Here is a 21514-nt window from a genome sequence, read left to right as displayed (position 1 = left end):
ATGACACTGGTCAAGCCGCAGCGGGTGTCCGGCGGCGCGGATAAGCATGGGCATCTCGATGAGTTCCGCACCGATCCGATCGCGCTGATGCGCCGAGTCCGTGCCGAATGCGGCGACATCGGCACCTTCGAGCTCGCCGGGCGTGACGTCGTGCTGCTGTCCGGTGCGGAGGCGAACGAATTCTTCTTCCGTTCCGGCGACGACGATCTCGACCAGGGCGCGGCCTACCCGTTCATGACGCCGATCTTCGGCGCGGGTGTGGTCTTCGACGCGAGCCCGGAGCGCCGCAAGGAGATGTTGCACAACCAGGCATTGCGCGCCGAGTCCATGCGCGGGCACGCGGCAACCATTGCCGCCGAGGTGGATCGGATGCTGGCCGCCTGGGACGACGAGGGCGAAATCGACCTGCTCGAGTTCTTCGCCGAGCTGACCATCTACACGTCCTCGGCCTGCCTCATCGGCGTGAAGTTCCGCAACGAGCTCGACGCGCGATTCGCGCGGCTCTACCACGAGCTCGAACAGGGCACCGACGCGCTGGCCTACGTCGACCCCTACGCGCCGATCGAGAGCTTCCGCCGCCGCGACGAGGCACGCGAGCAACTGGTCGAACTGGTGCAGTCGATCATGGCGGGCCGAGCCGCGAATCCACCGTCCGGCAAGGACTCTCGCGACATGCTCGACATTCTCATCTCGGTGCGCGACGACAACGGCGCACCACGATTCTCGGCGAGCGAGATCACCGGCATCTTCATCTCGATGATGTTCGCCGGACACCACACCACCTCCGGCACCGCGGCGTGGACGACCATCGAATTGCTGCGACATCCCGACGTGCTGCGCACGGTGGTCACCGAGCTCGACGAGTTGTACGCCGACGGTTCGGAAGTCAGTCACAACGCGTTGCGCCAGATCCCGAATCTCGAGGCGGCACTGAAGGAGTCACTGCGGCTGCATCCGCCGCTGATCATCCTGATGCGTATCGCCCGCGACGAATTCGAGGTGTGCGGGCACCGCATCGCACCCGGCGACATGGTGGCGGCCACGCCCGCGATCTCCAACCGGATTCCCGAGGACTTCCCCGACCCGGACACCTTCGATCCGAGCCGCTACCTCGATCCGCGCCAGGAAGACATCATCAACCGCTGGACCTGGATTCCCTTCGGCGCGGGCCGCCACCGCTGCGTCGGCGCCCCGTTCGCGCTCATGCAACTCAAAGCGATCTTCTCGATTCTGCTGCGCGACTGGGAATTCGAGCTCGCCCAGCCGTCAGACACCTACCGCAATGACCACTCCAAAATGGTGGTGCAGCTCGAGCAACCGTGCCGCGTCCGCTACCGCCGACGATGAACACCGGCACTGTGGTGATGGCTGGGATTCTCGAACGGCGATAGTGCACATGCACGGCTGCCGAGGCGGGCGGATTCTCGAAGCACCGGAGCGCGAGCGGTGTGTGGCCCGCCCAGCGGAAGGTCGATAATCCGCCGGGCGGGCCACTTCCCCGTACACCCAGGGACGCCGCCACGTCCGCATGGGCCGCGTTGATCTTAACCGGTCCGCGGCCCTGTGGTGGGGAGGTACTACCCCGTGTGCAGCGCTCGGAAGACTCGGTGCAGTTCAGCCTTGTCTTCGAAGCCGATGCCGGGTGTGTCGGTGAGCCGCAGCCGGCTGTGCTCGATGACGGCGGCGTCGGCGAAGCCGCCGGTGGGCTGGAATTCACCGGGATAGGACTCGTTGCCGCCCAGACGCAGGGCCGCGGCGATGTGCAGCGAGAATTGGTGGCCGCCATGCGGGATGCAACGGCGTGACGACCAGCCGTGCTGACGCAGCATGTCCTGGATCCGCAGGTATTCGACGAGGCCGTAACCGAGCACCGGGTCGAACTGCAGGTAGTCGCGGTCGGGGCGCATGCCCGCGTAGCGGATGAGGTTGCGCGCGTCGGGCAGCGAGAAGAGGTTCTCGCCGGTGGCCAGCGGGCCCGGGTACCGCTCCGACAGCGTCGTGTGCAGGGCGAAGTCGAGCGGGTCGCCGGGTTCCTCGTACCAGAACAGGCCGTACGGCGCCAGGGCGCGACCGTACTCGAGCGCGGTATCCAGGTCGAATCGGCCGTTGGCGTCGACGGCCAGGCGCGATCCGTCACCGTCGAGTACCTCGAGCACCGCCTCGACCCGTTTGACGTCGTCGGCCAGGCTCGCGCCGCCGATCTTCATCTTCACGACGTCGTAGCCCTGGTCGAGGAAGCCGCGCATCTCTTCCTGGAGCTGGGTCAGCCCCTTGTTCGGTGCGTAGTATCCGCCCGCGGCGTAGACGAACACGTCCTCGTCCGGTGCGCCGAGATCGTAGTGCTGGCTGAGCCACTGGTAGAGCGGTAATCCGGCGAGCTTGGCGGCAAGGTCGAACAGCGCCATGTCGATCACGCCGACGGCGACCGAGCGCTCGCCATGGCCGCCCGGTTTCTCGTTGCGCAGCATGAGATTCCACGCCACGGCCGGGTCGATGGCGGCGCCGTCCTCGGTCAGCAGTTCGTCCGGGTCGGCCTGCATCAGCCGCGGAATGACGCGGCGGCGCAAGATCTCTCCCGCGCTGTAGCGCCCGTTGGAATTGAAGCCGTAGCCGACGACCGGTTCACCGTCCCTGATCACATCGCTGACCACCGCGACGATGGAACAGTCCATCGCGCTGAAGTCGATGAACGCGTTGCTCATCGAGGAACTGATCGGCACCACACCTTCGTGGATCGCGACGATTCTTGGCATTACTTGTCTCCTACTGTGGTTTTCGGGCGGGTCAGCCCGATGGCGCGGGCGGCGAGTTCGCGATCGAGGCCGTCGGGTTCCCACCGCGCGATGACGACGGTCGCGACCGCATTGCCGAGGACGTTGGTCAGGGCGCGCATCAGCGAGAGGAAGCGGTCGACCGAGAGGACGAGCGCGAGTCCGGCGACGGGCACCAGGCTGGTCGCGGCCACCGTGTTGGCCAGCGTGATGAAGGCCGAACCACTCACCCCGGCAGTGCCTTTGGACAGCACCAGAAAGATGAGGAACAAGCCGAGCTGGTCACCGAAGCCGAGCGGGATGCCGTACACCTGGCCGATGAAGACCACGCAGATCGGCACCACCACCGCCACCCCGTCCAGATTGAACGAAAACCCGGTCGGCACAACCAGACCGATCACGCTGCGGCGACAACCGACCTGTTCCAACCGCTGCATCAGTTGCGGCAGCACGGCTTCCGACGACGAGGTGCCGAGCACCACCGCGAACTCCTTGCGCAGCACCTTGATCAGCCGCCACAGCGAGAAGCCCGCGAGCAGCGAAACACCGCCTAGCACCACGACTACGAACGCCACCAGCGCGATCGCGGAGATCGCGACCAGCTTCATCAGCGCGGTAAGGGTTTCCGGCCCGTACTTGCCGACCGTCGCGGCCACCGCGCCGAAGGTGCCGATCGGCGCCAGCAGCATGATCATGCCGATCATCCGGAAGAACACGTCGCTGAGCTTGGCGCAGCCGTCCACGATCGGCTGGGAGATCCGATCCGGCATCTCGAGCAACGCGATGGCGAAAAGCACCGCGAAGATCAGCACCTGGATGATGCTGCCGGTGGCGAACGCGTTGACCGCGTTGTCCGGCACCATCTCCGAGAGGAATTCGCCGAACGAGTTGTGGTCCGCACCGCCGTTCACATAGCTGGAGAGATCACCGGAGGCGTGTGCCGGTGGCGCGACACCCGCGCCGGGCCGAAACAGGTTCACCGCGAGCAGCCCGAGCAGCATGCCCACCGTGGTCACGATCTCGAAGTAGATCAGCGCACGCGCCGCGATCCGGCCCACCGCCTTCATCCCGCCGGTCGCGACGATCCCGGTGACCATCACCAAGAACACGATCGGCGCGATGAGCATCTGGATCAGCGCGATGAACGCCTTCGCGATCGGCTGCGTGCTCGCCGCCGCATCCGGCGCGACGATGCCGAAGATCGCCGCGAGAATCGCCGCGACCAGCACCTGAAAGCTGGTGTTGGTGGCCAGCCGCCGCCACCGCGGATGAGGCGTCGTCGACTCTGGCATGGCCTCGATTGCCGTGCTGCTCATGGGAATCGCCGCACGTCACTGGTCAACAACAAGAGTGTCGCGCAACGCAGCGCGATCGACCGTCAGCCCTAGACCAGGACGGTCCGGCACGGCGATCCGGCCGTTGACCGGTTTCGGCGCGTCCGGGAACAGCAGCTCGCCGACCTGCACCATGCCCAGATGCCATTCGAGGATCCAGCCGTTCATCAGCCCGGCCAGGGTGTGCAGGTTGAACAGCGGCCAGCCGCCGCCGTGCGCGAGCGGCAGATTGTAGATCTGCGCGAGGTGCGCGGCCTTGCGTGCCTCGGTGAAACCGCCGCAGTAGCAGACATTGGGTTGCAGGATGTCCACGGCTTGCTTCTCGACCAGCTCGCGCAGCCGCCATCGATGCCCCTCCATCTGCCCGGCGGCCAGCGGAATTCGGGTGTTCCTGCGCAGATCCGCCATCGCGCGGGCGTCGTTCTGGTGCAGCGGCTCCTCGAACCAGGTCAGGTTCGCGTCCTCGACGGCGCGGCACAGGCAGGCGGCCTCAGTGGGGGTGAACAGGTAGTTGGCGTCGATCATCAGGTCGATGTCGGGGCCGACCGCGTCGCGGACCGCGTGAATGCGCGCCGCGTCCTCACGCCAGCCGCCCTTGTCCACCGCCACCACCAGCTTCAGCGCGGTGACGCCCTGATCCAGTTGTAGTTGCGCTGCGGCGCAGAGGGTTTCGCGGTCGTACTGCGGGAAGCCGAATGTCACATACACCGGCACCTCGGTGCGCGCGCCGCCGAGCATGCTGGCGACCGACCGCCCCGCCGCCTTGCCGTTGATGTCCCATAGCGCGATGTCCAGCAGCGACAGTGCACTGGACACCACGCCGGTCATGGTGCGCGGGTTCAGTTTTCGCCACACCCGCTGGTGAATCGCCTCCAGCTCACGCGGATCCATATCGACCACGACGGGCAGAAAGTGTTGCTCCAGCGCGACCACCACGGCTCTGGCCAGGAAGTGACCGGTGAGGGCGACACCGGTCAGCCCCTCGTCGGTCTCGACCTCGCAGAACACGAACTCGCGTTGTTCCTCGCGGCCGTAGCCGCTGACCCGTTCGCTCAGTAGTGGCACATCGATCGAGGTGGTGTGCACGCTAGCTCGGATGTCTTTGATTTTCATTCCGTCCTCCTTCGTTCGCTCGGGACGGTGGAACGAGTCTGCGCGCGCGAATCGTCAACTGTCAACGATTTGCAATTGACGATCGCCTATGCAACACTGCGAAACTGTTGACTGGGTGTGGGCAAGGGAGACGGGGATGACCGAACAGGCACAGGCGATGACCGCGCTGCAACGCCGGGTGGCCGAACATCAGTCCAGTTCGCTGCTGCAGGTGATCGCCGAGGAACTCGAGCAGCTGATCATCGCGGGGGCCCTCACCGGCGGCGACCGCATCAACGAGTCCTCCCTCGCCGCGCGGCTCGGCGTCAGCCGAGGGCCGGTGCGCGAGGCCCTGCGCCAGCTCGAACGCGGCAAACTCGTCGAATTCCGCACCAACAGAGGCATGTTCGTGCGCGAGGTCTCGGTAGCCGAGGCCGCCCAGCTCTACGACATCCGCGCCAGCCTATTCGGCCTGGCCGGCCGCCTCGCCGCCGAACGCATCACCCAGGACCAGCTCATCGAGCTACGCGCCAAGGTCGACCAACTCCAAGCCGCCGTCCCCACGGTCGACGACTACTACCCCCGCAACGTCGACCTACACCGCACCCTCGTCGCCCTCGCCGACAACCCGCGCCTGGCCGACCTCTACGACGACGTCTCCAAGGAACTGCACCTCTTCCGCCGCCACGGCCTCGAATCCGACACCGCCCGCACCATTTCCAATTGCCAGCACAGCGAAATCCTCGACACTATCGCCGCGGGCGACACCGCGACCGCCGGACGATTGATGGAGGCGCACATCCTTTCCGGCAAGGAGCGCATGCTCGCCGCGCTGCGGGACTGAGCCGGTCGACTAGCCGCCGCGAGCGTCGGGCGCCGCGGTCGGCGACGGCAGCGCCGCGTCGATGACGCGAACGATGTCGCCGACCGTCCAACAGGACAGCAGCTGGTGCACGGTCAACCGGACACCGACGCGTTCCTCGATGGCGACGATGCCGATCGCGACCGCCACCGAGTCGAATCCCAGATCGCCGATCAGGATCGTCTCGGGCTCGGGCTGCCGGATGTCCATGCCCAGGTCGGTTTCGAAGATATCGAGCACGATGGGCAGCGTGTGATCGGGCACGGTCCGAGCGTATCGGCTGGCACCGCGCGGGTCTTGCATCGAACGATCGGACCGCGCTCAACGAACGGCGTGGTCGCGAGCACAGATCAACTTTCGGCCGATGAGCGGATCGCCTCGCGGAAAATAGACTCGCCGCCATGATGACTACCACGCCGCGGGTTCTGGTCGTCGGCGGCGGCATCGCGGGCCTGACGCTCGCCGCGGCATTGCGGTGCAACGGTATCGAACCCACGGTCGTGGAGCGGGTGGCGCGGTACGGCGACGTCGGGTATGTCATCACGCTGTGGCCGATGGGCCGCCTAGTGGTGGAACACCTCGGTTTGGGTCGGCGTTTCGACGCGCTCACCGTACCGATCAACGCCTACTCGACACACGTCGACGGCGGTGGCCGACTGCGGGACTTCGACTTTCGCGGTCGGCTCGGCGACGGTGTCCCGCGCGCGCTCAGACGGTCCGAGCTGATCGAGTTGCTCGGCTCCTATGCCGGCGGCACCGACGTGCGGATGGCTCGGACGGTGGCGGGTATCGAACAGGACGGACGCGTCGTCGTTGTCCATTTCGATGACGGGCAGAGCGCCGAATACGATGTGGTGGTCGGTGCCGACGGCATCGACTCGGGTGTACGCGGGCTGGTCGCGGGGGACGTGCCGATGCACCGCACGGGGCTGCGGCTATGGACCTGGTGGACGCGGGGCGTCGATGTCGCACCCGACGAGTCGCACGAGTTCTGGGGTACGGCACGGTATTTCGGCTACAACCCGACGACCGGATCGGTCGGCTGTGCGGCCGCGCTACCCGCCTCGGGCGCACCGACCACCCCGCGGCAGCTCCGCGACCGCCTGGATGGCGTTGCGGGACCGATGGATTGGATGATCGACGCGCTCGACGACATCGACCGGGTCGGCAGTTTCGACCTCGACGATCTCCGAATGTCGAGCTGGCGGTTCGGCCGGGTGGTGCTGCTCGGCGACGCGGGCGCGGCCTTTCTGCCGACCGCGGGTGTCGGCGCGTCGATGGCGATGGAGTCCGCGCTTGTGCTCGCCGAGGAACTGTCGAAGGTAGACGCGGCCCAGGTACCGGATGCGTTGCAGCGGTATGTGCACCGACGCCGAACCCGAGTCGACGCGGTACAGAACCGATCGCGGTGGCTGATTCCGGTGATGCTGCGCCGGACCAGGTTCGGCACCGCTGTGCGCAACGCCATGATGCGTGCGCTGCCGGAGAACATGGTGATCTCCGAGATCACCCGCTGGAATCCGTGAGTCGCTAGCTCGAAGCCACCGACAGTTCGGCCCCATCCAGCAGCAGGTCGCGCAGGCAGTCGGCGAAGTCCGCGAGGGCACACGGCAATACCCGCGGATCGGCAACCACACCAACGGTCAGCTGGTCGCGCATGATCAGCGTGGTGACCATGAGCTCGTCGGCCATCAGCGGCGACAGCGGCAGCGTTGCGGTCACCGCGCGTCCGAATACGCTGTGCCGCAGCGTGAATCCCGGCGTGACGCTCACGCTGAGCTGACAGGTGTCGCGCACCATCCGCGCCATCAGGCGGGTCTGCGCCCGCCACGGCAGATACTGCAGATCAACACCCGCTGAAGCCAGCGCGCGGGCCTGATCCACCGGATCGATGACGGCCAGTCGTTCCCGCACCGCCTTGACGCGATCGGCCATCCGCGCACCCGACATATCGACATCGAGAAACGCCGACCCGGTGGCATTACCGGTGTGCCGCAGTTCCTGGTCTAACGTGACCGGCACCATGATCCGCAGGCCGTTCCCCGAAACCTCGGGCGCCACTCGCCGATACGCTTCGGCGGCGGTCGCCAAGAGGTACTCGGTGCTCGACCCAGCGGCGCTCGCCGCGTGCTGTCGTAACCGCCGCACCGGAATCGAGAACGTGGCGACCTGACGGACACAGTCTTGCGGTGGAAAAGGCAGTACCCGCCCACACCGGCGCACCGAGCGCGCGGCGCGGTACTGCCGGGGGACCTCGGTACAGGTCCGCCAGGTGAGCGACCTGGTGAACGGAAACCGTTGCGCGGTAACGAACCTGTCGTAGTCCGTCGCGCCGACGGTGTCCACGATCAGCGCGGCGAAGCCCGGCGCGGCCAGGCCGTCGCTCAGACAGTGGTGCACGCGAAGCAACACCGTCTGTCCGCCGCGGTCCGCCTCATCGACGAGGGTGATGTCCCACAGTGGCGAGGTGCGCGTCATCGGCGTCGCCATGAGCCGCTCGATCGCGCGCAACAACCCGCTCCGGTCCGCCACCCTGGACTCGTGCACCCGTTGCCGCGGATCTACCTCCGCACCAAGGAATCTCGGGCGCCGACGCAGACGCTCCGGCAGGCGCCACTGATACATCTCGTGCTCGCGGGCACGATCGGCCACCCGGGCACGCAACTGCTCGATGGTGATCGGATCACCCGGTTCGAGCTGCAGGCCGAATATCCAGTGCATCGGGTGCCCGATACTGTCGAGGCGCAGATGGATGCAATCCAACTCGCTCAACCGATTCCGGCGCCGCCCGGCCGTCCGGTTCCATCGTTGCCTCATGGTCCGAGCTCCCCTGGATAGCCGAAATATCGCACCGTCGGCGCGGACTCGCCCCGGCCGATGGACTTCGCGAGCACCCTGCTCGGCCCGACCTCGACCAGCCGCGCACAACCGAGTCGAGTCAGTCCGCGGATGACGTCGGTCCACCGCACCGGCGCGGTCAGCTGCCGCTCGGCCAGCTCTCGCCACCGCGCGGCGGTGAACAGCCCCGCGTCCACATTCGCGACCACCTCGATGTCGGTCGACTGGAATTCGACCGCGTGCAGGGCCCGGCGCAGCAGCGGCGCCGCGGACGCCATGAGCGGGGTGTGAAATGCGCCGTCGACGGGGATCCGCACGACCTTCAGCCGGGACTCGCGCGCCTGTTCGGCCACCGCGTCGACCCCGTCGACCGTGCCGGACACCACGACCTGCCGCGGCCCGTTCACGTTGGCCACCCAGACCTGCGCGCCGCCGGAACGCGCCACGGCGGTGAGCTGTTCGACGAGGTCGCTGCCTGCGCCGAGGATCGCGGCCATCGTCCCCGGCCGCTGCCGAGTGGCCGTCCGCATCGCCGCACCGCGCGCCGCGACCAGCCGCGCACCGGCCCGCGGCGTCAGCGCACCCGCCGCCACCAGCGCCGTGTACTCCCCCAGGCTGTGCCCCGCGCACGCGAGTACCCCACCGACCAGCCGATGCTCGGTCAGGTAGTCCAGCGCCATCAGGGACATCGTGAAAATCGACAACTGCGCCGAATCGGTGCTCCGCAAACGCTGTTCGCCGGTGCGCAATACCAGCTCGGCGATGTCGTACCCGGTCCATTCGGATACTTCGCAGACGATCCGCCACTGCGGTGTGTCTCGCCATCGTTCGCCCATGGCGGGTCGCTGCGCGCCTTGACCCGGGAAGATCAACGCACATCCGCTCGGCTCGCCCGACCGGGCCGGCAGCTCTACCCTGTCGTCGCTCTCGAGCACAGCACGAGCGTATCGCCCGCTGCGGCACCGGTATTCGTTCAGACGTTGAGATCATTTCACCGAACGCACGATGATCCGCGCTGGTCACGCCGATACGCTCGCGATAGCTCGAAACACGAGGCCCGGAGAGGCAACCGTGGACGAAACCGCAGTGACCACCCGCCCTTCGCCGGATGGCGACCGAAAAGCATTAGCCGAGTTGAGCTTCGAGCAGACGGTGCCACGTTCCCTGGTGCATCGCGCCGCGGTCAACGAGGTGTTCCTCACCGACTCGGCGGTCATCGGCAAACGCGAATGGGCCGTGGCGGCCATGCTCCCCCGCAGCCACATGCTGTTCAACGACGGCGGCAATCCGGACTACCTGGACACCATCGCCATCATGGAGGTCACCAGGCAGGTGACCGAGTATGTGGCACATCAGTTCGTCAATGTGCCGGACAACCAGTTCCTGGTCTTCCGCGATATGCGAATCGATGTCTTCGCGCCCGAATGGCTGCGCACCGGGCCGGACCCGGCACGCGTGCTGACCATCGTCAATGCGCGCACGTCCGAGCGACTGGCGCAGCACCCGGTGACCATCATCGTCGACGGCCACGAGTGCGGCCGGGCCGGTGGACGATGGCTGCCGTTGCCGCAGCACTACTACGAATACATTCGCGAACGGGCACGGAAGAAGACCCTGAAACTCGATCCGGAGCCCGCGCGCCCGGTCGACCCCACCGCCTTGCTCGGCGCGAACCAGGTCGGCCGGCACCATCCGCGGAATATCCTGCTCGCCAACGGTATTGCGACCGGGGACGACCGCATGGCCTTCCTGCTCACCTTCGATCCGACGCATCCGGTGTTCTTCGACCATCCGATGGATCACGTCCCCGGCATGTTGATGCTGGAGGCGGCCAGGCAGGCCTGCTTGGCAACGCTGGCGGAACACCGCGGCACCAACCCGCGCCGGGCTCTCATCGTCGGCTGTGACGTCGATTTCGGCAACTTCTGTGAACCGGATCTGCGCACCGACTGCCACGCCGAGATCGCCGCTTCCGGCGAGCCGGGTCCGAGCAGACGACATCGGGTGCGCGTCGCCTTCGAGCAGGCGGGCGAGTCGCTCGGCGCCATCGCCCTCGACGTACTCGACGAATCCGGTTCGGGCTGACGGGAGAAACCACGTGACGACACCGGAACGAGTCGCGGTGGTGGGGGCCGGGGTCGCCGGTATCGCCGCCGCGCTGGCCCTGCACCGCGCGGGCTGCGCGGTGGAAATACTGGAACTCGAGGATCGGATCGGTGGCCGCCTCGGCTTCGCCGAACTCGGCGACCGCGAGGTGATGCTGGGCGGCAAGAACATCGGACGGGCTTACTCCCGCTTCCGAGCCATGCTCGACCTGCTCGGCGGCACCGGATACGAACCCTTCGGCATCAATACGTCCCGGATCGTCGCGGGCCGGCTCGTCAGCCTCGACAGCGACAACCGCGCCGAGACGATGAACGGCATTCTGCGGATGTGTGATTGGCGGGACCTGACCACACTCGACAGCATCGCCAGGAAGGTGAAGGGCGCGGACACGGCCCGGTTCCTCGGCTCCGATCTCGCCAGAAAGCTCGGCCGCCACGACGATCGTCCACTGTCCGACCATTTCGGCAGGCGCACCACCGCCAACTTCCTCCGCCCGATCACGGTCAGAATGAACGGCGCCGAGCCGGACGAGGCGTATTACGGCAACTTCCCCACCAACATGGGGATGCTTCTCGACAAGTTCGACCAGCCGACCGTCGGGCTCTCGGCACTGCTCGGCCGGATCACCGAGCTCGTCGAGATCCGTTACCGCACTGCGGTTACCGGCATCAGCCAGGTCCGCGGCGGCGTCGCCCTCGACCTCGTCGACGCGGGCGGCCGGTCCACCCAGACGCGGTACGACGCCGTCGCCGTCTGCACTCCCGCCTACGCGGCGGCGCCGTTACTCGCACCGCTGTCGGAGTCGCTGGCCGGGCTGCTGCGCTCGGTGCGATACTTCCCGGCCACAGTCGCGGTCGTGCGGTACGTCCACGACGTCTTCGCCGCCGATGTCCGCGCCATCGCTCTGGACGACCAGCCGTGCAGCAACGCCGGTAGCTACGGCAAGGAGACGAGAAATATTGTCCGATACACTTTTTCGGGTAAACACGGCCGCTTGACCGAGCCCGCCGAGGCGGACGTCCTCGACCTGGTCACCGACACCGAACAGCAGTTGCGCGCCCACCTCGGCGTGGTGCGACAGCCGAGAACCGCGGTCGCCGTCCGCCATTGGCCGCAGGCCTACTGTGGCTATCTGCCGCACTACGGTGACTTTCTGGACGCACTCACCCTGGCCGCCGCCCCGTTCGCCGATATCGCCCTGGCGGGTGACTATCTCCTTGGCACCTCGATCGAGGCGTGCTGTCGCTCCGGCGAGCGCGCGGCCGCGACACTGCTTTCGGCAACGGTGCCGCAGGGAGTCACCGGGTGAGGATCCTGATCGTCGGCGGCGGGATCGCCGGACTCACGCTCGCGGCGCGACTACGACAACGCGGACTGCGCCCCACCGTGATCGACACGATCCGCGGCTACGGCCATGCCGGAACCGCGATCACGCTGTGGCCGACGGGCAGCCGGGTCTTGCACAGCCTCGGCCTGTGGAGTTCCTTCATCGACGCCAGCGCGCCGTTACAACGCTATGTCCTGCACGATCGCGACGGCGGGGTGCTGCGCACCTTCGACCTCGACCGCCTCGACGCGTGGCACGGGCTACCGCGCGCGGCTCCCCGCGCCGAGCTGCTCGCCATTCTCGTGTCGGCGAACGGCGGAACACCGGTCGATCTGGAGACCGAGGTGGACCGGATGCGGCAGATCGGGTCAACCGTGCGGGTCCGGTTCGACGACGGCAGGGAGCGCGATTTCGACCTGGTCGTCGGTGCGGATGGCATCCGCTCACGAACGCGCAGCCAAGCGGAGCTGGACACCGCCGAACATCGGTTCGGCTGGCGCATCTGGTGGTGGTGGGCGCGACGCGGTGTCACCCCACCGGGCGAACTGCATGAAACCTGGGGGCTGCGCCGGATCATGTCCGCGTATCCGACACCGGATCGGGTCGCCTGCTTCGTGGCGATCGCGGGTTCGTTCGACAGCACGGGCGCCGCGACAGCCGACGGTCAGTGGCCGCCGAGCGACCCGCGCCGCACCGACGAGTGCGGGATCCTGCGCACCCTGCGGGACGCGGACCGGGTCGAATGTGTGGATCTGATGGACATCACCGTCCCCCAATGGATTCGGGGCCGGATCGTGCTGCTCGGAGACGCCGCCGCGGGCTTGGTGCCGAGCACGGGCGTCGGCGCGTCGCTCGCGATGGAGTCGGCGGCCGTGCTCGACGACGAACTGGTCCGTGTCGATGCCGCGCACATCGACATCGCCCTCACCAGGTTCGCGCGCCGCCGCATGCCCCGGGTCGACGCGGAGCAGCACCGCGCCAGGGTGTTCGGCGACGTCATGATGCTCGAATCGCCGATCGCACGGCACTTTCGCGACCTGGGACTGCGCTACTTCCCGATGCCGGTGATCTGCCGAGAACTGCACCGCTGGAACAACATTCCGACCTGACCGAGGGAGACCCATGGCAACCACGCAGCTGGCCGATATCCCCGGACTGTTCCGGTGCGAAACGGTCTCGCGCACCGATGCCACCAACCAGCTGCTGGCGCTCACCAAACAGCTGCGCGGCGGCGCCACCGACAACGAGGTGTACACGGTGCATCAGCACGTCGACTGTCCGCCCGAAGTCCTCTACGACTATCTGCTCGATATCCGCAGCGTCGAGGAATTCACCTATAGCATGCGGAATTTCCGGCCCGACGGCAACGGGCGGTACGTCGGCGAGGACGCGACCGAGCCGGCGACCAAGATCCACCTGCGCATCAGCGGCAATCGCGAGGTCGGCACCGTCGATTACGAGTCCGCGTTCGATCAGGGCGACGACCTGTGGATGGTGTTCTGCGGCAGGGTCCTGTCCGCCCGCAGGGTGCAGCAGCGCAGCGGATCGCTGGTGTCCTGGACGATCTGGCGTCATCCGTACTACGCCAAGAATCCGTACCCGCACCTGTCCCCCCGCCGCGGCCGGGTCTGGCCCGGGTCGTTCTGGCCAGTCTTTCACGCCTGCGACGTGCTGGAACTTCGCAATATGCAACAGATCCTGGAACATCGCAGGCGAGCGCGCCCGACGACCGTCGCCGGGCGGTGACCCCCGATGGCCGACAGCTACGGCGAGGCGGCGGAGTTCTACGATATCGCCGGTCGTCCCTACTGGAAGCCGCGAGCGACCGCGTTGACCACGGCGATGACCGCTGCCGCACAGACGAATTCACCGATTGTGGATATCGGCGCCGGCACCGGACTGGTCATCGAGATCATCGGCAACGCCGTCCCCGAAGTCCCGATCATCGCGATCGAACCCTCGCCGGCTATGCGCGCCGCATTGGCCAGCCGGGTACATGCCGATCCGGCGCTGGCGCGGCGGGTAACCATCGAGGCGACCGTGCTCCAGGACACCACCCTGCCCGCCCGGCTCGGCGGAGTCGTCGCGTGCGGCGTGCTCGGATATCTCGCGCCGGACGATCGGCATCGGTTGTGGCGACTGCTCGCCGACCGGCTGGCCCCCGACTGCCATGCGGTCGTGGACGCCGCCCCGTTTCCCGCGCACCGAACGGTCCGGCCGATTCGGGTGGGCGCGGCGAGATTCGGTGTGCGACAGCACGAACTCTGGCTCGGCTCGCGGCCCGCCGCCATCCCGGGGCGGATCGAATTGACCACGGTGTGCCGGGTGCTGGAGGACAGGCGGACGGTGCGGGAATCGGTCAGCGCGCAGGAGTGGTGGGCCTTGGATATGCGGACGATCGCGGCCGAGGCTACCGAGGCGGGTCTCATCTGCCGCCGCACCGGATGGGACCTCGCGACGTTGTCCGCCCCGATCGGGTCTCTCGATGCTCAGCGGAGCGCCGCGCCGCCCTCCATCAAGTGTTGAGCCAGGTGTGACCATTCGGCCGAGGAAACAGGCTCGTACCCAAGGCTATCGTCGTCTCAGACGGGTCCGGTTCTCCCGGAACATCTTCCACTCCGGGCCGTCATCGAGTTGGCGACGCGAGGAGTGTCATGCCGAATCACACTGCGTCGGAAACGGATTCGACATTCTGGCACGGATTCACCAATATGCGCGGATTTCGCCGGCGCGGCATCAGTATCGCCTCGGCCGAGGGTGTTTGGGTGGTGGACACCGAAGGCAATAGGTATCTCAACGCATTCGGCGGACTATGCAATCTGAGCCTCGGCGGCGCCCATCCGGAAATCATCGAGGCCATCCGCGAGCAGGCGGGCAAGCTGCTGTACTTCCCCATCGAGCGCGCGACTCATCCGGCGGCCGACGAGTACGCACGCCGACTGGCCGCGGTGACCCCCGACGGCATGAACACCGTGTTCTACGCGTCCACCGGATCCGAGGCCAACGAAACCATCATCAAGATGATGCGCCAGTATCAACGGCTCCGTTTCGGCGCGGACACCACCAAGCTCGGCGTGATCGCCCTGGACCGGGCATACCACGGGGTCACCTACGGCGCATTGAGCGCAACCGGTTCCGCGTTCCGCCGGTTCCGTCAACAGTTCGAGCCGCTGGTGCCGGGATTCCACCACGCGCCGTCGCCCTATGCGTATCGCTGCGAATCCGGTTGCGCCGGAACGTGCACCCTCGCCTGCGCCGACGCCGTCGAGACGATGGTCGATCGGCTCGGGGCGGCGAACATCGCGGGTGTGCTCGTCGAACCGGCACTCGGGGTCGGTGGCGCCATCGTGCCGACCCCCGAATATCACGAGCGACTGCGTGACATCTGCGACAGCAACGACCTGCTGCTCGGCTACGACGAGGTGATCACCGGATTCGGCAGGCTCGGTGAATGGTTCGGCGCCGACTATTTCGGTGTGCGACCGGATTTCATGGCGCTGTCCAAGGGGATCAACAGCGGCTACCTGCCGTTCGGCGCGGTCGTGGTGCACGACGACGTGTACCGCGAATTCCTTTCCTCGGTGGACGGTTTCATCGCGACGGGCAGCACAACCAACGGAAACCCGCTCTGCTGCGCCTCGGCGCTGGCCACCCTCGACATCATGGTGCGCGACGGCATCGTCGATCAGGTGCGCCAGACCGGCAAATACCTCTTCGACAAATTCGCGAATCTGCGCGAGTACCCGATCGTCGGCGATATCCGCGGCGCGGGACTGCTGATGGGCATCGAGCTCGTCAAGGACCGCAACACCAAAGAGCCCATCCCGCAACAGCAATGGCAGGTGATCGAGGACCGGCTCGCGCTGAGCGGTCTGATCATCGGCAGTCAGGGTGCGGAGGGCCTCGGCGGCACGATCGGCATCGTCCCGCCGCTCACCATCACGACCGATGAGGTCGACGAGCTCTATCGACGCCTCGACGGCGTGCTCGCCAGGTATTCCCGGCTCACGGCCAAGGGCTGAAACCCGTTACCGCAGAGAGAAGCCCATTATGTACACCGATCCGAGGAGAAACGCCGTGGGGTCAATGCTGAGTTCGGACGAACTCGATGACATCGTACGCAGCGCGGTCGCTTTGGCGCTCGCCGTCGAACTCGACGACGTGACGCCGGACAAGTTGCTGATCCCGGAGCTCGGCGCGGAATCAATCGACTTCCTGGACATCACGTTCCGGCTCGAACAGTTCCTGCCGATCTCCGTGCCACGCGACGACCTGAACGAACAGGCCGAGGACGTGTTCGGCGCCGGAGCGGCGGTCGACACGCTACGCAGGCTGACCCCGCTCGGCGCCTATCTGGTTCGCGAACGCCTCCTCGGAGTCGACCTGAGCAAGGTCGAGCCCGGAATGCGCGTCGAGGACGTTGCCGCACTCTGGACGGTGCATACCTGGGGCGGCCTGTGCCAGCGGCTGCTCGACACCATCCCGGAGCAGTGCCCGGCGTGTGGCGGCGGCCGCACCTTCCTGCGCAACGAAGACGGTGAGTTCCATGCCGAATGTGACAAGTGCGCAACCGAACTCACCGCGATACCCGGCGACGAGCTGAACCAGATCTGGTTCGAGGAGATCCGGGATCTCGACGAGGTGGCACAACTGCTCGAGCAGAGCCGTGCCCAAGCGGCCGAAGCCGAGGCCGCGACCGCCCAGGCGAGCGAGCCCGCGCCGGTCAACTCCGGCGCGGAGTGACCGGTGTTCGGCGAGGCCCGCCAACGGCGGGTGGTCATCACGGCGGCGGAGATGGTGACGCCGCTCGGCTGGGATGCCGAGACGACCTTCCGTAACCTCGTCGACGGTCGCTCCGGCGTGCGCACCACCTCGCGATTCGACGCGTCCGGACTCGGCTCGCAGGTGGCGGGCGAGGTCGATGACGGGTTTCTCGCCGCGGCGACGTCGGCGGGGTACCTGGCCGGCCTCGAGGAGTTGTCGAGCACGGCGCCGCGCGCGGTACAACTCGGACTCGCGGCAGGCACCGCCGCGAATCACGCTGCCGGGCTTGTTGATACGCCCGCAGCGCGGTTCGGGGTGTGTGTCGGCACCTCCGGCCAGATGTACGACATCGGCGCACTGGACGGGCTGATCCACAGCAGGCGACTCGGTACGGGCCCAGCGGGTCCCGGCCGGGAGTTCGTCGGCCTGCTCGCCGCGCAGCGCCACAGCATGCGCAAGAACGCCAGCGCGGCGGCGCTGGCCAATGCCTGCGGCGCGGCCGGGCCGACCATGACGGTCTCGGCGACCTGCGCCTCGGGCACCCAGGCGATCGGCGAGGCCACCCTCTGGATCCGGGAGGGCGACGCCGACGTGGTGCTGGCCGGTGGCTGCGATTCGCTGCTCAGCTTCCTCGGGATCTCATCGTTCGACCTGCTCACCGCGTTGGCCACCCGATTCAACGACCGGCCTGCCTCGGCAAGTCGTCCGTTCGACCGCAGGCGGTGCGGCTTCGTGATGGGCGAGGGCGCCGCCTTCGTCGTGCTCGAGGAGCTCGAGCACGCGCTCCGGCGCGGCCGCGAACCGCTCGCCGAGGTGGCCGGGTACGGCGCGTCCTGCGATGCCTACCGCATCACCGACAGTCCGCCACACGGCGAGGGCGCGGTGCTCGCGATGTCGGGCGCGCTCATCGACGGCGGCCTGCTGGCCGAGGACATCGACTACATCAGCGCACACGGCACCTCGACGCTGATCAACGATCGCGCCGAAACACGAGCCGTGCACAAGGTTTTCGGGGACCGAGCGACCTCGATACCGATCAGCTCACAGAAGTCGATGATCGGTCACACGATCGCTGCCGCGGGCGCGATCGAGTGCATCACCTGCCTGTACGTGCTCCGCACCGGCCTGATCCCACCCACCATCAACTACGAATTCCCGGACCCGGACTGCGATCTGGACTATGTGCCGAATACGGCTCGCGCGCAGCAGGTTCGAGTCGCCATGAGCAACTCGTTCGGCTTCGGCGGCCAGAATGCGAGCATCGTGCTGCGCCGCTGGCCCGGCCCGGCGGACGGTAACGGCCATGCGTGAACGCGTGGTGGTGACCGGTGTCGGCGCGGTGTCCGCGCTCGGCAACGATCCGCGGACTCAATGGAACGCACTGCTGCGCGGGGAATCCGGCGTCGCCCCGCTACACCGTCTCGCCGAAAACCTCGAGCTGCCCGACGGTGCCGATCGGCCGCTCGCGGCGGGCCGGGTACACGGTATCGACCCGAGGGACTGGATCACCGACCGCAAAGCCGCGCGTGCCATGCGGCTGCATACCCACATGGCCTTCGCCGCGACCGGCCAGGCCATGACCTCGGCGAAGATCCACCGGGGCAACGTGGACGCCGACGCGACCGGAATCACGCTCGGGGTCACCATGATCGACTACGACATCGCCGATCTGGAGCTGGCCGCACGGCGATCGCTGCGCGATTCGGACGGCTTCGACATCGACCGATTCTGCCGCACCGGGTGGCGCGCCATCTCCCCCATGGTCTCGATCGTGATGCTCAACAACGCCACGCTCTGCCAGATCGCCATGCAGTACGGCCTGCACGGGCCGAACGCGTCGTTCAGCCCGTTCGGCGAGGCGGGCGGGCAGGCCATCGGTGCCGCGCTGCGCATGCTGCAGGAAGGCGACGCCGAGGTCATGCTCGCGGGCGGGGTCAGCCCGCGCCTGAATCTTTCAGCGCTGCAACGGTTCCTCTATCTCGGCATCGTCGCGGCGACCACCGATCCGGCGGCCGGGTCGTGCCGTCCGTTCGATCGGGACCGCACCGGAACGGTGCCCGGCGAGGGCGCGGCCGTGCTGGTGCTGGAGACGCTCACGCACGCCAGAGCCAGGGGCGCGCACATTCTCGCCGAGGTACTCGGTCACGGTGCCGCGGTGGGCATTCCGCCCGGGCCGCAACCGCATCCACCGCGCCAGGCCATCGAACAATCGCTCGCCGCGGCACTCGACGACGCCGCGCTGACACCGGACCAGCTCGGTGGCGTGTACGCCGACGCGCCGGGACTGCCGACCGGTGATGCCGTCGAAGCAGCCGCGGTCAGCGCCGTACTCGGCAGCCGCGCAGCCGATGTCCCCGTGACGTCCGCCAAGGGCGCCACCGGCCATCTGCTGGCGGCCGCGCTGCCGCTGCACAGTGTCTTCGCGGTGCACAGCCTCGTCGAACACTACGTGCCGCCGATCGCCAATCTCCGTCATCCCGAACCTGATTCGGGCCTGGATCTGGTGTACGCCGGTCCGCGCCGGATCGATACCGGCCATGCCATCGCGTGCCTCGCCGCCGGGTTCCAGGGACAGAGTGAGTGCGTCGTCTTCGGCGAGTTCGAGGCGAAGGGGGCCTGATGCGATTCCTGCTCTACGACCGGGTGCTCGAGGCGACCAAGGGCGAATCCATGATCGCGGTGAAGCACGTCTCGCTCACCGAGGACCATTTGGCCGCGGGCTACGCGGGCCGCAGGGTGCTCAGCGGTTCGCTGTTGCTCGAGTCGATGGCCCAGGTGGCAGGCTGGCTGGTCCATCTGAGCACCGATTTCACCGTCTCGGCGTTCCTGTGCCTCATCGATCGAGCCGAGATCGTCGGCGAGCTCGCGCCGGGACGGGCGATGCGGGTCGAGGCCAGGATGCTCGGTCTGAGCAAGCGCTGGGCGCAACTCAGCTGCGCGGCCTACGACGAGACAACGCCCATCGCACACATCGCCCGGCTGAACTACGTCCTGCAGGATATCAGCGACCCGGCAGAGGTCGCGGCCGAGGAAAACCGGTTCCGCTACTACTCCGGCTGGCCGCTCGAGCGGATCCGGGCCGTACCGACCGGGCCGGTGCACCGGTGAACCGCGTGGTCGTGACCGGGCTCGGTGCGGTGACCCCGATCGGGCTCGGCCACCGCGAATTCTGGGCCAACCTGGTCGCGGGCACCTCGGGCGAGGCACCGATCACGCTGTTCGACGCGTCCGCGCTGCCGACCAGGATCGCCGCCGAGGTCACCGAATTCGACGTATCCGACTACTGGGACGGCCCCTTCCCGCCGGAGCTGCACGCCGACCGGCAGGCCCGCTTCGCGCTCGCGGCCTGCGCCATGGCGCTGGACGACAGTGGCCTGACCCGGGCAGGCGAGCCGATCAGGGCGAGCTCGGCGGACCGAGTCGGCCTGGTGATCGGCGCGGGGCTGGGCATCGTCGGAATGGACGACATCGCCAGGCATCTCGACGACGACGGCCGGTTTCGCCTGCCCGCCCCGCTGGCCGACGGATCCACGATCGATCCGGTTTCGTTGATCCGTGACCCACAGGATCTGGTGATCGGACTGCTGGCCGGATACCTCGGCGTCCGCGGCCCGACCACGGTGATCACCTCGGCGTGCGCCGCGGGCGCGCACGCCATCGGCACCGCGTTCCGGCTGCTCCGCCGCGGCGGCGTCGACGTCGTGCTGTGCGGCGCAATGGATTCCATGATCAACCCGCTCGGCATGGCGGGCCTCGTCGCGCTCGGCGCACCGTCCACCGACAATCTGCCCGGCCGAACCGGCCGACCGTTCGACGCGACCCGGACGGGCTTCGTGGTCGGCGAGGGTGCGGGCATGGTGGTGCTGGAGACCGAGGCACACGCCCGCCGCCGGTCGGCGCCGTGGTACGCGGAGGTGGCCGGCTTCGGCCGATCCCTCGACGCGCACCGGTTCACCGAGCCGCATCCGGACGGCGCGGGCGCCGCGCTGGCGATGCGGGCGGCCATGGCCGACGCGCGGGTCTCCCCCGCCCAGGTCGGGCTGGTCAATGCGCACGGCACCGCGACCATCCTCAACGATCGGGTCGAGACCACCGCGATCAAACACGTCTTCGGCAGTGCCGCAGCACAACTCGCGATCACCGCGAACAAGTCGATGACGGGCCATCTCATCGCCGCGTGCGGTGCCGTGGAATTCATCAGCACCGTGCTGAGCGTGCGCACCGCCACCGTGCCGCCGACCGTCAACTATCGCCACCGCGATGCCGAATGCGATCTCGACTACGTGCCCGGCACGGCACGGCAGCTACCGGTGGAGGTGGCGCTGACCAACTCGTTCGGCCTCGGTGGACAGAACGGCAGCCTGGTGGTGCGCCGCGCCGCCGACGACTCGATGACACCAGTCTGAGGATGGGATCGGCG

20 protein-coding genes are annotated in these 21514 nt (G+C 67.6%); 14 read left to right on the top strand and 6 right to left on the bottom strand.

From position 1 onward, the window contains the following. The gene (locus ACIBCN_RS27635; protein WP_396994591.1) at positions 1 to 1347 is read left to right on the top strand and encodes a cytochrome P450; all 1347 of its coding nucleotides are present in this window, start codon (positions 1 to 3) and stop codon (positions 1345 to 1347) included. A 230-nt stretch (positions 1348 to 1577) separates the two neighbouring features. Here ACIBCN_RS27635 and ACIBCN_RS27630 read toward each other — a convergent pair whose 3' ends face one another. Genes ACIBCN_RS27630 through ACIBCN_RS27620 form a run of 3 tightly spaced genes read right to left on the bottom strand, consistent with a single transcriptional unit; the run spans position 1578 to position 5218 of the window. After that, positions 1578 to 2753, bottom strand: a complete 1176-nt coding sequence (locus ACIBCN_RS27630; RefSeq protein ID WP_396994590.1) for a mandelate racemase/muconate lactonizing enzyme family protein — start codon at positions 2751 to 2753, stop codon at positions 1578 to 1580. Continuing rightward, positions 2753 to 4087 (bottom strand): cation:dicarboxylate symporter family transporter, encoded by a 1335-nt coding sequence (locus tag ACIBCN_RS27625; protein ID WP_396994589.1) that lies wholly within the window; start codon positions 4085 to 4087, stop codon positions 2753 to 2755. Before ACIBCN_RS27625 ends, ACIBCN_RS27630 begins: the two co-directional genes overlap by 1 nt. 15 nt (positions 4088 to 4102) lie before the next feature. Then, complete coding sequence (locus ACIBCN_RS27620) at positions 4103 to 5218, bottom strand: mandelate racemase/muconate lactonizing enzyme family protein (RefSeq protein ID WP_396994588.1); 1116 nt, start codon at positions 5216 to 5218, stop codon at positions 4103 to 4105. Positions 5219 to 5354: 136 nt separating this feature from the next. Between ACIBCN_RS27620 and ACIBCN_RS27615 the strand changes: the two genes are divergently transcribed. Further along, positions 5355 to 6041 carry an FCD domain-containing protein gene (locus ACIBCN_RS27615; RefSeq protein WP_396994587.1) on the top strand — a complete coding sequence of 229 codons (687 nt, stop codon included), beginning with the start codon at positions 5355 to 5357 and terminating at the stop codon, positions 6039 to 6041. 9 nt (positions 6042 to 6050) lie between these two features. Here the strand turns inward: ACIBCN_RS27615 and ACIBCN_RS27610 are convergent, their stop codons facing one another. Beyond that, a complete protein-coding gene (locus tag ACIBCN_RS27610; protein ID WP_396994586.1) occupies positions 6051 to 6362 on the bottom strand; it encodes an acyl carrier protein in 312 nt (103 codons plus the stop codon). 98 nt (positions 6363 to 6460) lie between these two features. Here ACIBCN_RS27610 and ACIBCN_RS27605 point away from each other — a divergent pair, with 98 nt between their 5' ends. Continuing rightward, positions 6461 to 7585 (top strand): FAD-dependent oxidoreductase, encoded by a 1125-nt coding sequence (locus tag ACIBCN_RS27605; protein WP_396994585.1) that lies wholly within the window; start codon positions 6461 to 6463, stop codon positions 7583 to 7585. Between the two features lie 4 nt (positions 7586 to 7589). Here ACIBCN_RS27605 and ACIBCN_RS27600 read toward each other — a convergent pair whose 3' ends face one another. Together ACIBCN_RS27600 and ACIBCN_RS27595 are read right to left on the bottom strand one after the other, a co-directional pair. Continuing rightward, positions 7590 to 8876 (bottom strand): wax ester/triacylglycerol synthase domain-containing protein, encoded by a 1287-nt coding sequence (locus tag ACIBCN_RS27600; RefSeq protein ID WP_396994584.1) that lies wholly within the window; start codon positions 8874 to 8876, stop codon positions 7590 to 7592. Beyond that, a complete protein-coding gene (locus ACIBCN_RS27595) occupies positions 8873 to 9832 on the bottom strand; it encodes an ACP S-malonyltransferase (protein WP_396994583.1) in 960 nt (319 codons plus the stop codon). The genes ACIBCN_RS27600 and ACIBCN_RS27595 overlap by 4 nt, the downstream gene beginning before the upstream one ends. A 136-nt stretch (positions 9833 to 9968) precedes the next feature. Here ACIBCN_RS27595 and ACIBCN_RS27590 point away from each other — a divergent pair, with 136 nt between their 5' ends. From ACIBCN_RS27590 to ACIBCN_RS27540, 11 genes are all read left to right on the top strand, one after another. Next, a complete protein-coding gene (locus tag ACIBCN_RS27590) occupies positions 9969 to 10982 on the top strand; it encodes an AfsA-related hotdog domain-containing protein (protein ID WP_396994582.1) in 1014 nt (337 codons plus the stop codon). Between the two features lie 13 nt (positions 10983 to 10995). Continuing rightward, complete coding sequence (locus tag ACIBCN_RS27585; RefSeq protein WP_396994581.1) at positions 10996 to 12312, top strand: FAD-dependent oxidoreductase; 1317 nt, start codon at positions 10996 to 10998, stop codon at positions 12310 to 12312. After that, positions 12309 to 13439: an FAD-dependent oxidoreductase gene (locus tag ACIBCN_RS27580; protein ID WP_396994580.1), complete on the top strand. Its 1131-nt coding sequence runs from the start codon at positions 12309 to 12311 to the stop codon at positions 13437 to 13439. Before ACIBCN_RS27585 ends, ACIBCN_RS27580 begins: the two co-directional genes overlap by 4 nt. 13 nt (positions 13440 to 13452) lie before the next feature. Continuing rightward, positions 13453 to 14076 carry an SRPBCC family protein gene (locus ACIBCN_RS27575; protein WP_396994579.1) on the top strand — a complete coding sequence of 208 codons (624 nt, stop codon included), beginning with the start codon at positions 13453 to 13455 and terminating at the stop codon, positions 14074 to 14076. 6 nt (positions 14077 to 14082) lie between these two features. Continuing rightward, positions 14083 to 14856, top strand: a complete 774-nt coding sequence (locus tag ACIBCN_RS27570) for a class I SAM-dependent methyltransferase (RefSeq protein ID WP_396994578.1) — start codon at positions 14083 to 14085, stop codon at positions 14854 to 14856. A 128-nt stretch (positions 14857 to 14984) separates the two neighbouring features. After that, on the top strand, positions 14985 to 16352 hold the full coding sequence (locus tag ACIBCN_RS27565) for an aspartate aminotransferase family protein (RefSeq protein WP_396994577.1): 1368 nt from the start codon (positions 14985 to 14987) through the stop codon (positions 16350 to 16352). A gap of 64 nt (positions 16353 to 16416) precedes the next feature. Beyond that, the gene (locus ACIBCN_RS27560; RefSeq protein ID WP_396994798.1) at positions 16417 to 17073 is read left to right on the top strand and encodes an acyl carrier protein; all 657 of its coding nucleotides are present in this window, start codon (positions 16417 to 16419) and stop codon (positions 17071 to 17073) included. Positions 17074 to 17076: 3 nt separating this feature from the next. Next, positions 17077 to 18405, top strand: a complete 1329-nt coding sequence (locus ACIBCN_RS27555) for a beta-ketoacyl-[acyl-carrier-protein] synthase family protein (protein WP_396994576.1) — start codon at positions 17077 to 17079, stop codon at positions 18403 to 18405. Then, positions 18398 to 19714 carry a beta-ketoacyl-[acyl-carrier-protein] synthase family protein gene (locus ACIBCN_RS27550; RefSeq protein WP_396994575.1) on the top strand — a complete coding sequence of 439 codons (1317 nt, stop codon included), beginning with the start codon at positions 18398 to 18400 and terminating at the stop codon, positions 19712 to 19714. Before ACIBCN_RS27555 ends, ACIBCN_RS27550 begins: the two co-directional genes overlap by 8 nt. Further along, complete coding sequence (locus ACIBCN_RS27545; protein ID WP_396994574.1) at positions 19714 to 20202, top strand: hypothetical protein; 489 nt, start codon at positions 19714 to 19716, stop codon at positions 20200 to 20202. The genes ACIBCN_RS27550 and ACIBCN_RS27545 overlap by 1 nt, the downstream gene beginning before the upstream one ends. Continuing rightward, positions 20199 to 21500, top strand: a complete 1302-nt coding sequence (locus ACIBCN_RS27540; protein WP_396994573.1) for a beta-ketoacyl-[acyl-carrier-protein] synthase family protein — start codon at positions 20199 to 20201, stop codon at positions 21498 to 21500. The genes ACIBCN_RS27545 and ACIBCN_RS27540 overlap by 4 nt, the downstream gene beginning before the upstream one ends. Positions 21501 to 21514: the final 14 nt, after the last annotated feature.

This window comes from Nocardia sp. NPDC051052, from assembly GCF_044456045.1.
In the GTDB taxonomy this organism is placed as follows: domain Bacteria; phylum Actinomycetota; class Actinomycetes; order Mycobacteriales; family Mycobacteriaceae; genus Nocardia.
The sequence above is the reverse complement of the archived record's forward strand: the minus strand, read 5'-3'. Positions and strand labels throughout refer to the sequence as shown.